We start from the raw sequence: 13,941 nt of genomic DNA on the forward strand, positions 1-13,941 counted from the left end.
AGCTGTAGCGGACTCCGGCGGCGCACTTCTGCGCGCGGGCCGGCGGCGTCCACAGGGTGTGGACAGAGCACATCCGCGACCCCACCGCCAGTCACTCTCCGCGATTTCACTCCTCAGTGCGTTAACTCACAGTAACTCTAGAGCGCAGGGTGATCATCTTGTTACTTTCTGTATGCACGGTCGTGACCACGACCCGCGGCATCGGAGGGGATCATGCGACGCATCACCACCAAGATCGGCATGCTCGCGACGGCAGCGCTGCTCGCCATCACCGTGGCCGGGCCCGCCCAGGGGCAGCAGGCGAGCACCGCAAGACAGCGGACGAAGGCCGACTCGGCCGCCTACTTCGTGATGACCGATGTCACGCACGCCGAGTTCGTCATCAAGCTCACCGACCCCCGCAAGATCCAGCACGCCCGGGACCTCCTCAGCGGCGCGACCACGGCGGAGCCGCATGTCATCGGCAGGATCGACAAGCGCCCCGCCCCGTACAACTGGCGCTGGAGCTTCCATCTCCGCCCGGAGACGATCGACTTCTTCGACTTCGCCATCGAGGTCTGTGACGCCACGACGCCCTATGTCGAAGAACATCTGGACGAGGCCGGCGGCCCGTTCCTGCCCGGGCTGATCTGGTGTCCCTGGTCCTCCCATCTGGTGAAGGAGCTCCCCCAGCCGTAGGCCCGGCGTTCCGGGCACTGCCGCTCAGCCCCCCGGCGTCACCAGCCGCGCCTCGTAGGCAAAGACCGCCGCCTGTGTGCGGTCGCGCAGTCCCAGCTTCACCAGGATGCGGCTGACATGGGTCTTCACCGTGGACTCGGCGACGACGAGATGCTCGGCGATCTCACCGTTCGACAGGCCCTGGGCCACCAGCACCAGCACCTCGGTCTCGCGTTCCGTGAGGTCGGCGATGCGTTCCTGGGCAGGGGCGCGGGGGGTGCCGAGGCGGGAGAACTCGGAGATCAGGCGCTTGGTGACGGTGGGGGCGAGCAGGGCCTCGCCGGAGGCGACGATGCGTACGCCCTCGGCGAGCTGGCCGGCCGAGGCGTCCTTGAGCAGGAAGCCGCTGGCCCCGGAGCGCAGCGCTTGGTAGACGTATTCGTCCAGGTCGAAGGTGGTCAGCACAAGGACCTTGGCGTCCGCGTCGGCGGCCACGATCTCGCGGGTCGCCTCCAGGCCGTTCATCTCCGGCATCCGGATGTCCATCAGGACGACATCGGGCTTGAGGATCGCGACCTTGCGCACCGCCTGCCGGCCGTCGACCGCCTCTCCGACGACCTCGATGTCCGGCATGGCGTTGAGCAGGACCGAGAAGCCCTCGCGGACCATCACCTGGTCGTCGACGATCAGTACCCGGATCATGCCGTGTTCTCCCCCACCGTGTTCGCCACCGGAATGAAGGCGGCGACCTCGAAGCCGCCCTCCTCGGTGTGGTCGGCGGTCATCTCGCCGCCCAGCATCTGTACCCGCTCGCGCATGCCCAGCACACCGTGCCCCGCGCCCGGGGACGGCTTGGCGAGCCGGCTCGGCACGCCGTTGACGATCCGCAGGCCGATCCCGCCCAGGACGTAGGAGATCTCCACCCGGGCATCGGCGCCCGGCGAGTGGCGCAGCGCATTGCTCAGCGCCTCCTGCACGATCCGGTACGCGGACAGCTCGACGCCCTGCGGCAGCGGCCGGGGCGCCCCGGTGATCACGACCTCGACGGTCAGCCCGGCGCTGCGGACGCTGTCGAGCAGCGAGTCGAGGCTGGCGAGCGTCGGCTGCGGCGCCTCCGGGTCGCTGTCGGCGAACGCGTCCGGGTCCTCGGAGCGGACCACGCCCAGGATGCGGCGCAGTTCGGCGAGCGCGGCGACCGCGTTCTCGCGGATCGTGGCGAAGGACGTGGCGAGCTCGGGCGGGGTGTTCTCGACGCGGTACGGAGCGGCCTCGGCCTGGATGGCGATGACGGACATGTGGTGCGCGACCACATCGTGCAGCTCACGGGCGATCAGGGCACGCTCCTCCAGGAGCGTGCGCCGGGAGCGCTCCTCGGCGGTGACGGTCTGGGTCTCGACGACATGCCGGCGCTCCTCGCGCCAGGCACGGACCGCGGCGGCGGCGATCAGTACCAGGCCGAAGAAGAACGCCACCGGCGGCAGATCGCCCGTGACGCCCCCGACGAGCGCCGTCAGCACGGCCCCCACGCCGAAGGTGACCAGCCACATCTCCACGGCCAGTCGCGGCCGGGTGCGCAGCACCACGAGGGTCATCACGGCGAGGTGGGTGGAGAAGGCGGCGTTCCCGTAGGCGCTGCTGTACGAGGAGTAGGCCGTGGCCGCGGTGGCGCCCAGCGACACCACGAAGCAGAGCAGCGACAGCCAGAACGCACCCACCGGGCGGAAGAGCGTGAGCGCCGGCGCGGTGGAGACCAGCACACTGAAGCCGACGGCCAGCACACCGCGCACCGGGCCGATGCCGTAGCTCATGGTGAAGGTCGCCAGGAAGACACACATCGCGAAGGAGCCGACGATGAAGTGCGGCAGCCAGCGCGCCCAGTGCCGGATCCGCTCCGGCAGCCAGGGCACCCACCGGGAGATCTTGGCGTCCTCCAGCGGCGGCATCGGGCGGAAGGCGAAGGCGTCGACGAACAGGTCCTGGCGCAGTCGGTGCAGCGCGCCATGGGCTATCCGGGCCTCCGAGCGCAGGGTGCCCTGCGTCTGGGTCGTCTCGTTCACGCTGACAACGGTAAGCACTCACCGGCGCCCGGGCGTCCCCACCAGTGGGGATCTGGCGGGGTCCGTCTCAAGTACTACGTGGTCGGATGCGGGAGGCCGAGGAGGCCGAGGAGGGTGCGGCAGCTCGGGGTGCCGGGGGTGAGGGGGGCGTAGTGGCCCACGCCCGGCAGCTCGCGCAGGTCCGTATCGGCGGGGCTCGCGGCAACGTAGCGACGGGAGATGCCCAGCGGGACGTCCGGGTCGTCGGTGCCGTGCAGGACCGTGACCGGGATCCCGGCGGGCGGACGGCGCGCCGGGTCGGCCGCGGCGATGCGCTCCGGGAGGCCGGGGCCGGCGCCGAGGAGTTCGGCGACCGCTCCGTTGCTCAGGCCCAGCTCATGGGCGCGCGCGAGGTCGGCGACCGGCGAGACGGCGAGCACCCGGGTCACGGGGGTGCCGGGGCGGGCAGCGGCGAGCAGCGCGAGATGGCCACCCGCGGAGTGCCCGACGAGGACCGGGCCGCCGGCCCCTGGCACCTCCCGCACGGCCGTGGCGATGCCCGCCGTGACGTCCTCGAACGTCTGCGGTGCGCCGCCGCCCGCGCCGACCCTGCGGTACTCGGCCAGCGCGACCGGCAGCCCGTGTCCGGCCAGCTCGGCGGCGAACGGCGACAGATAGCGGCGGTCGTACGCCGCCCGCCAGAACCCGCCGTGCAGAAGGACGACCAGCGGGCCGCGCGCCACCCCGGGCCGCGGGCCGTCGCCGGCCCACGGCCCGTACAGATCGACGATCTGGTCCGGATGCGGCCCGTAGGCCACCGTGCGGTCCGGCGCCACCGGGGCCAGCCCCAGCAGCGCCGTCTCCTCGTCCGCCACGCTCACCCGCCGGTCCCGGCCGGTCCCGGCGCCACATCGGGCAGCGCGCCCAGAACCTCGCCGAGCACCCGCGCCGCCCGTTCCGCGTCCGCGAAGGAGGTGTAGAGCGGGGTGAAGCCGAAGCGCAGCACGTCGGGGTGGCGGAAGTCGCCGACCACCCCGTGCCGGATCAGCTCGTCCATCACCTGGCCGGCGACCGGGGTAGCGCCCTGCGCGAACGAAGCGGAGAGCTGGGGGGAGCACGCCAGCGACACCTGGCTGCCGCGCCGCTGATGGTCGTTCGGCGTGAGGGAGCGGACCAGGCCCGGCGGGACGTAGGCGTTCACGCACTCCAGGAAGAAGTCGGTCAGGGCCAGGCTCTTGACGCGTACGGCCTCGATGGACACTCCGTCCCAGGCCTCCAGCGCCGCCTCCAGCGCGAGCAGCGACAGGATGTCGGGGGTGCCGACCCGGCCGCGCCGGATGCCGTCGGCGGGGGTGTAGCCGGGGTCCATCGCGAACGGATCCGTGTGCGAGTTCCAGCCGGGCAGCGGCGATTCGAACCGCTCCTGGAGGCTTTCGCGGACATAGAGGTACGCGGGCGAACCCGGGCCGCCGTTGAGGTACTTGTACGTACAGCCGACGGCGAGATCGACGTGGTGCGCATCGAGGCCGACCGGCAGGGCGCCGGCGCTGTGGCACAGGTCCCAGACGGCGAGCGCGCCCGCGGAGTGCAGCGCGTGGGTGATGGCGGGCAGGTCGTTGAGCTCGCCGGTGCGGTAGTCGACGTGGTTGACCAACGCCAGCGCGGTGCGCTCGGTGACCTCGTCGGCGATCCGCGCGGGCTCCACCGGCCGCACCGCGAGGCCGGTCATCCGGGCCGCCGACCGGGCGATATAGCCGTCGGTCGGGAAGGTCGTGGCGTCGACGAGGATCTCCGTACAGCCCTTTCCGGCCATCCGTACGCCGCCGACCACGGCCTTGAAGATATTGACGCTGGTCGAGTCGCCGACCACCACCCGGCCCGGTGCCGCCCCGATCAGCGGGGCGATCTTGTCGCCGATCCGCTCGGGCGCCGTCCACCAGCCGGATTCGGTCCAGGACCGGATGCGCAGCTCGCCCCACTCGCGGGCGATGACATCGGCGATCCGGCCGGGCACCGCGCGGGGCAGCGCGCCGAGCGAGTTGCCGTCGAGGTAGGCCGTGTCGTCAAGGACGAAGCGGTCACGGATCGGGGCGAGCGCGTCGGAAGCGTCCAACTGCTGGGCGCGTATGTACTGTTCGCGTCCCTCGGAGGGCTCGGGGGTGCCGGCGCTCCCGGGAGCCTTGGGGGTGTTGGGGGTCTCAGACATGGCTGCGCGCCGTCCACAGCTCGGGGAAGACGTTCTTGCGGGCCCGCTTCTCCAACCAGGCCACACCCGCGGAACCGCCGGTACCCATTTTCGCCCCCATGGCCCGCCGGGTCGCGACCAGATGGTCGTTGCGCCAGCGCCAGACCAGTTCGGCGACATCGGTCAGCGCCTCGCCGAGCCGGACGAGCTCGGACTCCTGCGAGCCGGCGTAGATCTCGGCCCAGACGGCCTCGACGGCCGGATCCGGCTCGTAGCGCAGCGCCGGGTCCCGCCGCAGCACGGCATCCGGAACGGCATGGCCGCGGCGGGCGAGCAGCCGCAGCACCTCGTCCCACAGGCTCGGCTCCTGGAGGGCCTTCTCCAGCTCGGCGTGCTCCCGCGGGGCGCCGCGGTGCGGCACCAGCATGGACGCGGACTTCTCGCCGAGCAGGAACTCCATCCGCCGGTACATCGCGGACTGGAAGCCGGAGCCCTCGCCGAGCGCGCTGCGGTACGCGTTGAACTGCGCCGGGGTCAGCCGGGCGAGCGGCTTCCAGGCGGCGTTCAGCGCCTCCAGCTCGTACGTGGAGCGGTGCAGCGCATCCATCGCCACGGGCAGGTCGTCACGGCGCAGCGCCTCCGCCGCGGTGTGCCACTCATGGACGATGACCGTGAACCACAGCTCCATGACCTGCGTGGTGACCAGGAAGACCATCTCGCCGGGGTCGTCGGAGAGCGGGTGCTGAAGGTGGGTGAGGACGTCCGCCTGGACATAGTCCTCGTACGGGGTGGTGGTGCGGCTGCCGATGCTGAGATCGGGGGAGAACGGCGGGTCCTGCTCGGCAGGATCGGCGGGCGCGAACTCCGGTTCCGCGGGCGCCCCGGGCTCTACGGGCGCGGTCGACGCGCTGTGCGCGGGATCGTTGGGAGACGGCTGCGACATGAGGGACTCCTCAGGCGAACTACCGGGTAGCGGTCCGCCCCTTCCTTGTCGGCTCGGGAGCCCCGGTCCCCTCGGGCTCGGGATGACCCGGCCCACTGAAATCATCCGTGCTGGACACCGAGGGCGCAAGGGCCGACCGCGATCACGCGGCCGGCCCGTCGATCGCGCCCCGTCAGGAACGGGGTGCGCCCGTCAGGAAAGGGTCTCGGCCGCGGTCGGCGAGGAGTCGCGCAGGAAGGCCGAGCAGCGCTCGTACTCGTCCTGCTCGCCGATCGCCTGGGCGGCGCGGGCCAGGGCGTGCAGTGCCCGCAGGAAGCCGCGGTTGGGCTCGTGCTCGAAGGGCACCGGACCGTGGCCCTTCCATCCGGCCCGGCGCAGCGCGTCCAGGCCGCGGTGGTAGCCGGTGCGGGCGTACGCGTACGACTCGACGACCCGGCCTCCCTCGAACGCGTCGTCCGCGAGCTGCGCCCAGGCCAGCGAGGAGGTCGGGTACTTCGCGGCGACATCGGACGGCGCCGTGCCCGCGGCGAGCAGCTCGCGGGGCTCGGGGTCGTCGGGCAGATGGGTCGGGGGCGGTCCCCCGAGAAGGTTCTCGTGAATGGCCATGCTTCCCAGTCTGCCAGCGCTGCGCTTGGCGGCTCTCCCCCACGGTGTCCCCCGTGGTGGCCGGTGGGGGCGAGCGTTACGTCTCCGGTCCCTGCCGTTCGCTGCCTTGCTGGGCCTCGCCCGGATCCAGCGGCGGTGCGCTCACCCCGCAGTGGTAGACGCACTCCGGGTGACACCGCTCCTGCGCGCCCGGCTCCGCGGCGCGCAGCACGTTGGTGCGTACCGTCAGCCAGGCGATCACCGCGCCGATCAGCAGGATGCCGGCGCACAGCGTCATGGCCCGCCGGAAACCCGCCGCGAACTCGTTCGCCGAGCGGTAGGCCTCCGGTCCCACGCCCGCCAGCAGGGGCAGCGCGGCCACCGCCATCAGGCCCGCGGCCCGCGCCGCCGCGTTGTTGATACCGCTGGCCAGGCCGGCCCGGTCCACGTCCACCGACGCCAGCACGGTCGAGGTGAGCGGCGCGACCAGCGTCACCATCCCCGCGCCCAGCACCACCAGCGCGGGCAGCACATCGGCGAAGTACGACGCGCCCTGGCCCACCCGCATCATCAGCAGCATCCCGGCGGCACACAGCACCGGACCGACGGTCAGCGGGATCCGCGGCCCGATGCGCTGCCCCAGCTCCCCGGAGCGGGCGGACAGCAGCAGCATCAGCACGGTCGTCGGCAGCAGCGCCGTGCCGGCCTGCAGTGCCGAATAACCCACCACGACCTGCAACTGCAGCACGGCCAGGAAGAAGAAGCCGCTGAACGCGGCGTAGACGCACACCGTCACCGCGTTGATCGCGGAGAACAGGCGAATGCGGAAGATCGCGGGCGGCAGCATCGGGTCCGTACGGCGCCGCTCGACGCATACGAAGCCCACCCCGAGCAGCACCCCGGCCACCGCCGGCACGATCACGCCCGGCGCGACGCCCCGGCCCGGCGCGGCGATCAGCGCATAGGTCACCCCGGCCAGCGCCAGCGCCCCCAGCACCGCGCCCGGCACATCGAAGCCGTGGCGCCGGCCCGCGTCCCGCTCCCGGGTCTCCGGTACGTGCCGCAGCGCCACCGGCACACACACCGCCGCCAGCGGCACGTTCAGAAAGAACACCCAGCGCCAGCCGGGGCCATCCACCAGCCAGCCGCCGATGAACGGGCCGACCGCCGCGGCCACCCCGCCGAGCCCGGACCAGGCGCCGACCCCCCGCGCCCGGTCGTCGGGGCGGAAGACGGCCTGGATCAGCGCCAGCGAGCCGGGTGTCAGCAGCGCCCCGCCGACGCCCTGCAACGCGCGGGCCGCGATCAGCACCCCGGCGTTCGGCGCCAGCCCGCACAGCAGCGAGGCCGCGGCGAACCACACCACGCCGATCACGAAGACCCGGCGCCGGCCGTAGCGGTCGCCGAGTGCGCCGCCCAGCAGGATCAGCGCGGAGAGGGTGAGCATGTAGGCGGTGACGGTCCACTGGAGGACGGCCAGATCCGCGTTGAGGTCGGTGCCGATCCGCGGCAGCGCGATATTGACGACCGTGCTGTCGAGCATCGCCATACCGGAACCCAGCACGGTCGTGGCCAGCACCCATCGGCCCTGTGCCGAGGCCAGCCGCACCCCGCCGGGCTCGCTCGGTTCACTCATACCGCGAGCATGCCCGCATCCGGTCCGGCTCGCCCACCTTGGCGGCATGCGCAAAGGCCCCGCATCCGTCCGGATGCGGGGCCCTGGTGCGCTGCGGCCGGCCGTGCGGCCCGCCGCTTACTTGAGCTTGGTGCCCGTGGAGCGCAGGTTGGCGCAGGCCTCGGTGACACGCTTGGCCATACCGGCCTCGGCCAGCTTGCCCCAGCTGCGCGGGTCGTAGGTCTTCTTGTTGCCGACCTCGCCGTCGACCTTCAGCACACCGTCGTAGTTACGGAACATGTGGTCCGCGACGGGGCGGGTGAAGGCGTACTGGGTGTCGGTGTCCAGGTTCATCTTCACGACGCCGTTCTCCAGCGCGGTGGCGATCTCCTGCTCGGTGGAGCCGGAGCCGCCGTGGAACACGAAGTCGAACGGGGCGGCCTTGCCGTACTTGGCGCTGACGCCCTCCTGCAGGTCCTTCAGCAGCTCGGGGCGGAGCACGACATTGCCCGGCTTGTAGACGCCGTGGACGTTGCCGAAGGAGGCGGCGAGCAGGTAGCGGCCCTTCTCGCCCAGACCCAGCGCCTCGGCGGTGCGCAGCGCGTCGTCGACCGTGGTGTAGAGCTCGTCGTTGATCTCGTGGGTGACGCCGTCCTCCTCGCCACCGGTCGGAGTGATCTCGACCTCAAGGATGATCTTGGCGGCGGCGGCCTTGGCGAGCAGCTCCTGGCCGATGGCCAGGTTGTCCGCGAGGGTCTCGGCCGAGCCGTCCCACATGTGGGACTGGAACAGCGGGTTCTGGCCCTTGGCGACGCGCTCCGCGGAGATGTCCAGCAGCGGGCGGACATAGCCGTCGAGCTTGTCCTTGGGGCAGTGGTCGGTGTGCAGCGCGACAGTGATGTCGTACTTGTCGGCCACGACGTGCGCGAACTCGGCGAGCGCGACCGCGCCGGTCACCATGTCCTTGTTGTACTGGCCGCCCAGGAACTCCGCACCACCGGTGGAGATCTGGATGATGCCGTCGCTCTCGGCCTCGGCGAAGCCCCGCAGAGCGGCGTGCAGCGTCTGCGTCGACGTGACGTTGATGGCCGGGTAGGCGAACTTGCCTGCCTTCGCCCGGTCGAGCATCTCGTTGTAGACGTCGGGGGTTGCGATGGGCATCTGTCCGCTCCTTGTGTATGCGGGTGTGCGTTCTTGGCCCTGACCAGGGGGCGAGGACTTCGCCGTGCACATCTTCCCAGACTCGGCGGATTGCTCGCATCGACCGTCCGGCCGATGGGCAAGAGGGACGGCCGGTTTCACGTGAAACCAACCGTCCCTCGAAGAAGCCGCAGGTCAGAGCAGTCCGGAGCGGAGTGCGGGACCTCCCGGGCCGTCCTCAGCCCAGGTCGAGGTCGCCGAGCTGGTAGCCCGTGATATAGGGCAGACCGGCCTCGGCGATGGCCGACGCGGCGCCCCGGTCGACGATCGTCGCCACCGCGACGACCTCGGCGCCCGCCTCGCGCGCCGCCTCGACGGCGGTCAGCGGCGAACCGCCCGTGGTGGAGGTGTCCTCGACGACCAACACCCGGCGGCCCTTGATGTCCGGGCCCTCGATCCGGCGCTGCATACCGTGCGCCTTCTGCGCCTTGCGGACGACGAAGGAGTCCAGTCGCCGGCCGCGGGCGGCGGAGGCGTGCAGCATCGAGGTCGCGACCGGGTCGGCGCCGAGCGTCAGCCCGCCGACCGCGTCGTAATCCAGATCGGCGGTGATGTCCAGCATCAGCTGACCGACCAGCGGCGCGGCCTCGCCGTCCAGGGTGATCCGGCGCAGGTCGATGTAGTAGTCGGCCTCCTTGCCGGAAGAAAGCGTCACCTTGCCGTGCACCACGGCCTTGTCCTTGATCTGCTGCAGCAGCTCGCCGCGCACGTCGTCACTCATGGCCATGAGCTTAGGGCCTGTCCGGTGGATCATGGCCGGGTCCGCTGCCGGCCCCGATCCACCGGACAGGCCCTATGACAGCGCCCGCCAGGCCCAGGTCGTCGAGATCTCCAACGGGTCGATCGGGGTCACCAGGCGCGGCAGAGTGTTGAGGCCGTTCGGCGGGCCGGACTGGGGCTCGACGCAGACCGCGGCCTCCTGCTCGTCGTAGACGACGACCCACTCGGCGCGACTGGTGATCTTCAGCTCCAGACGGCCCGGCCAGGTGAGCGTGGCAGCGACGCCCCGCGGCATGCCGAAACAGTCGTCCCAGGGCCCCGGCCGCGGCGTGATCCGCCGCCCGGTCGGGAGGTGATCCGCGCCCCGCTCCTCCTGCCACTCGGGCGCGAAGTCGAGGCGTACGTCCTCGCCGCCCTCACCCAGATTCCGCAGGAACCAGGGGTGCCAGCCGGCCTGCGCCGGGAACGAGTCGATGGCCGCCTCGACGCCCATGGTGAGGGTGAGCGAACCGCCGTCCTCGGCGAGTTCGACGAGCTGGGTGACCCGGCCCGGGTACGGCCAGGGGGCCGCCGGGTCGGCGAGCTCGTAGGTGAAGGCCGCCTCCGTGGCGCCCGAACGCGCCGTCCGCCAGACAAGGTTGCGGCCGGTGCCATGGATCGCGTGCGGCGGGTCGTTGACCGGCATCTGGTGCAGTTCACCGCCGTTGCGGAACTGCCCGTGCGCGATCCGCCCGCACCACGGGACCATCGGGAAACAGCCGTACTTGGCGCCCTGCCGCAGCAGCTCCGTACCGCCGACGCGGAGGCTGCCGAGCCGGCAGCCGTTGTCCGGCAGGATGGTCAGTTCGGCGTCTCCGGCGGCCAGCCGCACGCCGTCCGACGCCTGCGTCCGCGACGCGCTCTGCGTGGTGTTGTCGGTGCTCACGTGACCGACCCTAGCGGTGCACCGGCGCGCGGCGCGGGACGCCGGGACGGCCGGCCGCCGCGGCCGGACGGCGAGGTCAGCGGCGCCGGCGCAGTACCCGGCCGACGACCACGGCGGACGCCAGCACCACCGCGGCAGCGGGCGCCGCCCAGCGCAGCGTCATCGAGGTGGCGTTCGGCTCCGGCGCGGGCACCGGGGCATACCGTCCGCGCGGCGGGGCGTGGTCGACCTCCTCCGCGCTGCGCCCGATCATCGTCCGGCGGGCGTGCGCGGCCTCGGCGGGCGCGTCCCCGTCCGTGTCCTCGCCGTACGCATAGTCGAGGTGCGCATCGTGCGCGGCGTGGACCGCATCCGTCACATCACCCGCGTCGACGTCCTCGGCGTCCGCAACGTCCTCGACGTCGCCCAGGTCCTCGGCGGCCCCGGTCTCCTCACCGAGGTCCGCCGCCTCGACGGCGTCCTCGTCGCCGCGCGGTTCCAGCGACGGCGGCGGCACCTCGGTCTCGAACACACCGCGCCCGGCGGGCCCCTCGGCGTCGGCGGCTGCACCGCCGTCCCCGGTCTGCTCCGCCACCGGCCGCCGCTGAAGATCCGCCGTCAGATTCTCCGCGAAGCGGTCCAGCAGCCGACGGCCGGCGGATTCCGCGGCCTGATCGGTGGCCTCGGCGAGCCGGCCGTCGCTGTGGACGGTGCCGGCGCAGGCCAGGGTCGTCCCCGGGCCGGGCTCGGTGGTCGGCGACAGCCGTACGGTCAGCGTCAGCGCGACCGTCCCGTCACCCCGCGACTCGGTGCCCTTGGCCTCCACGGTCACCACGGCGGCACCGTCCTCGCCGGGTCTGCCGGCCGCGGCATCGCTGACCGTCAGCGCGCCGCGATAGGTGATGGTGGAGCTCCCGATACGCAACCGCAGCCGGCCCTCGGGGCGGTGCGGGGCCGCCTCGGCGTCGAGCTGGACTCCTGGGACGCAGCGCGCCACCCGCTCCGGTTCGGTGAGCGCCTGCCGCACGGTCCCGACGGGAAACGGAACGTACACCTCATGCTCCATGACATGGGAGCCTACCCAGCGCCCCGCCGACCCGTGCCCGCGCACGCACAACTTTCTGCATCGGCACCGGGCCGGCGGCCGGGGCCGGACCGCTCAGTCCAGATACCGCGGATGCATCAGCGTCGACGCCGGCAGCCCGGGGATCCGGTCCCGGGCCGCCCCGCGCCGCCCGTCCTGCAGTGCCTCGCGGGTGACACCCGTCAGCACAGGCGCGTCGGGTGCCAGGCCGAACCCCGGCCGGTGCCGCGCGGCCAGCACAAAGCCCCAGTACCGGCCCCCGTCGGTCGCCGGGACGGCGCCCGGTCCCGGTGCGGCATCGGGCGGACCGGCGTCCGGAGGGGTGGGGCCGGCCCAGCGGTCCGGGCCGCCGGAGAATGCGGTGAGCCGGCCGGGCAGGCGGTAGGGGACGGTCGCCAGGCCCACCGACCGGATGGTCGCCTCCACCGTCCAATAGGACTGCGCCCGCGCGACCGGCGGCCCGGCATGCACCACCAGCCGCCCGTCGTCGGCCAGCATCCGCGCCGCGAGGCCGTAGAACTCCTGCGAGTAGAGCTTGGTGCTCGCGGTGATCCCGGGGTCGGGGAGGTCGGAGACGATGACGTCGTACGGCGCCTGCCCGTCGCCGGGGCGGGATGCGCCCTGTTCCCGCAGCCAGTCGAAGGCGTCGGCGGTCACCACCCGCACCCGCGGATCGCTCAGCGAGTGCCGGTTGAGGCGGGAGAGGCCGGGGTCGCTGCGCGCCAACTCCACTACGCCCGGGTCGAGTTCGACGACGGTCACCGAGCGGACCGAGCGGTAGCGGAGGATCTCGCGCACCGCCAGGCCGTCGCCGCCGCCGAGGACCAGCACCCGGGTGTGCGGCCCGCCCGCCATCGCCGGATGCACCAGCGCCTGGTGGTAGCGGAATTCGGTGTCCGCGCTGACCCGCAGCCGCCCGTCCAGATACAGCGCCAGCGGCCGGCCGGAACCTTTCCCCTCCCGTCCCGCACCGGCTCCGGGGTCCGTGCCGCCGGTCATCACCACTTCCTGGATGCCGGTCTGCACCGCGACCCGCGCCGCCGAGCCGTACACCGCATGCCGGGCGGCCCGTTCGAACGGGGTGGCCAGCATCATGCCCGCGGCGAGCAGCGCCAGCACCAGGGTGTTGACGCTGAGCAGCGCCCAGCGGGCGCGGGCGGTCAGATCGCCGCGGAACAGCCACAGCACCAGCGCGCCGCCGGCCACCGCGTTGACGGCGCCGGTGACCAGCGCGCCGGTCAACTGGCCGAAGTGGGGCAGCAGCAGAAAGGGGAAGGCCAGCCCGCCGACGAGCGCGCCGACATAGTCCGCGGCGAACAGGTCGGCGACCGCGCCGCCCGCGTCCTGCCGGCGCACCCGCTGGATCAGCGTCATCAGCAGCGGCACCTCGGCGCCGATCAGGATCCCGATGGCCAGGGAGAAGCCGACCAGCGCGGAGCGGGACTGGCCGAACCACGCGAAGCAGGCGTAGAGCGCCATCGCGGAGCTGCCGCCGACCAGTGCGAGGCCAGCCTCGACCGCGCCGAAGCCGACCGCCGCCCGGCAGCGCAGCCGCTTGGCGAGCAGTGCGCCGACGCCCATCGCGAAGACCATGACGGACAGCACGACCGACGCCTGGGTGACGGAGTCGCCGACCAAGTACGTGGCCAGCGCGACCAGTTCGAGCTCGTAGACGAGACCGCAGGCGGCGCAGACGAAGACCACGGCGAGGACGAGCAGACGGCCCAGGCCGGCCGGCACGGGCAGTTGCGCCGGCGTCATGGCCTCCGACGGCCCGAGGGCGCCGGTGAACGCGGACTCTGGCTCGATCATGGCGTGAACGCTACGTGACGCTTCCGTGCCTCTACGTCACCCACACGGGTGTTCTCTCCGAGCCACACGCGTCAGCTGGAGCACCGCCGATGCGCACGATGCGGCGGGTGCATCCACGCCGCGCAGCCCGCGCACACCACGCCGTACGCGCCCAACCACCCTTCCACGCCCCCGGCGCACGCTCCCCGCGCCCCGCTTCC

Annotated in this window: 13 protein-coding genes; 1 reads left to right on the forward strand and 12 read right to left on the reverse strand. The window is 72.5% G+C overall.

The window, feature by feature from the left end; genetic code table 11:
- Nucleotides 1-213 precede the first annotated feature (213 nt).
- Entirely contained in the window at nt 214-678 is a 465-nt protein-coding gene (locus KI385_RS21790) for a BP74-related protein (protein ID WP_238573853.1), read from the forward strand.
- Between the two features lie 24 nt (nt 679-702).
- On the opposite strand, the gene KI385_RS21795 is transcribed toward KI385_RS21790, so the two are convergent.
- From KI385_RS21795 to KI385_RS21850, 12 genes are all read right to left on the reverse strand, one after another.
- Complete coding sequence (locus tag KI385_RS21795; RefSeq protein WP_128509068.1) at nt 703-1,359, reverse strand: response regulator; 657 nt, start codon at nt 1,357-1,359, stop codon at nt 703-705.
- Nucleotides 1,356-2,714 (reverse strand): sensor histidine kinase, encoded by a 1,359-nt coding sequence (locus KI385_RS21800; protein WP_238573854.1) that lies wholly within the window; start codon nt 2,712-2,714, stop codon nt 1,356-1,358. Before KI385_RS21800 ends, KI385_RS21795 begins: the two co-directional genes overlap by 4 nt.
- Before the next feature lie 74 nt (nt 2,715-2,788).
- A complete protein-coding gene (locus KI385_RS21805) occupies nt 2,789-3,574 on the reverse strand; it encodes an alpha/beta hydrolase (RefSeq protein WP_238573855.1) in 786 nt (261 codons plus the stop codon).
- Nucleotides 3,571-4,899 carry a kynureninase gene (gene kynU, locus KI385_RS21810; RefSeq protein WP_238573856.1) on the reverse strand — a complete coding sequence of 443 codons (1,329 nt, stop codon included), beginning with the start codon at nt 4,897-4,899 and terminating at the stop codon, nt 3,571-3,573. The genes KI385_RS21805 and kynU overlap by 4 nt, the downstream gene beginning before the upstream one ends.
- A complete protein-coding gene (locus tag KI385_RS21815) occupies nt 4,892-5,821 on the reverse strand; it encodes a tryptophan 2,3-dioxygenase family protein (RefSeq protein ID WP_238573857.1) in 930 nt (309 codons plus the stop codon). The genes kynU and KI385_RS21815 overlap by 8 nt, the downstream gene beginning before the upstream one ends.
- 192 nt (nt 5,822-6,013) lie before the next feature.
- The gene (locus KI385_RS21820) at nt 6,014-6,427 is read right to left on the reverse strand and encodes a DUF3151 domain-containing protein (RefSeq protein WP_238573858.1); all 414 of its coding nucleotides are present in this window, start codon (nt 6,425-6,427) and stop codon (nt 6,014-6,016) included.
- Between the two features lie 76 nt (nt 6,428-6,503).
- Nucleotides 6,504-8,042 (reverse strand): MFS transporter, encoded by a 1,539-nt coding sequence (locus tag KI385_RS21825; RefSeq protein ID WP_238573859.1) that lies wholly within the window; start codon nt 8,040-8,042, stop codon nt 6,504-6,506.
- Between the two features lie 117 nt (nt 8,043-8,159).
- Complete coding sequence (fbaA, locus tag KI385_RS21830) at nt 8,160-9,182, reverse strand: class II fructose-bisphosphate aldolase (RefSeq protein ID WP_238573860.1); 1,023 nt, start codon at nt 9,180-9,182, stop codon at nt 8,160-8,162.
- Nucleotides 9,183-9,399: 217 nt separating this feature from the next.
- A complete protein-coding gene (gene pyrE, locus KI385_RS21835) occupies nt 9,400-9,942 on the reverse strand; it encodes an orotate phosphoribosyltransferase (RefSeq protein WP_238573861.1) in 543 nt (180 codons plus the stop codon).
- Between the two features lie 72 nt (nt 9,943-10,014).
- Nucleotides 10,015-10,866 carry an aldose epimerase family protein gene (locus tag KI385_RS21840; RefSeq protein ID WP_238573862.1) on the reverse strand — a complete coding sequence of 284 codons (852 nt, stop codon included), beginning with the start codon at nt 10,864-10,866 and terminating at the stop codon, nt 10,015-10,017.
- Between the two features lie 76 nt (nt 10,867-10,942).
- The gene (locus KI385_RS21845) at nt 10,943-11,911 is read right to left on the reverse strand and encodes an SRPBCC domain-containing protein (protein ID WP_238573863.1); all 969 of its coding nucleotides are present in this window, start codon (nt 11,909-11,911) and stop codon (nt 10,943-10,945) included.
- 93 nt (nt 11,912-12,004) lie between these two features.
- On the reverse strand, nt 12,005-13,741 hold the full coding sequence (locus KI385_RS21850; RefSeq protein WP_238573864.1) for a polyamine aminopropyltransferase: 1,737 nt from the start codon (nt 13,739-13,741) through the stop codon (nt 12,005-12,007).
- Between the last annotated feature and the right edge of the window lie 200 nt (nt 13,742-13,941).

Origin of the sequence: Streptomyces inhibens (assembly GCF_022221585.1) — a bacterium.
GTDB lineage: Bacteria > Actinomycetota > Actinomycetes > Streptomycetales > Streptomycetaceae > Streptomyces > Streptomyces inhibens.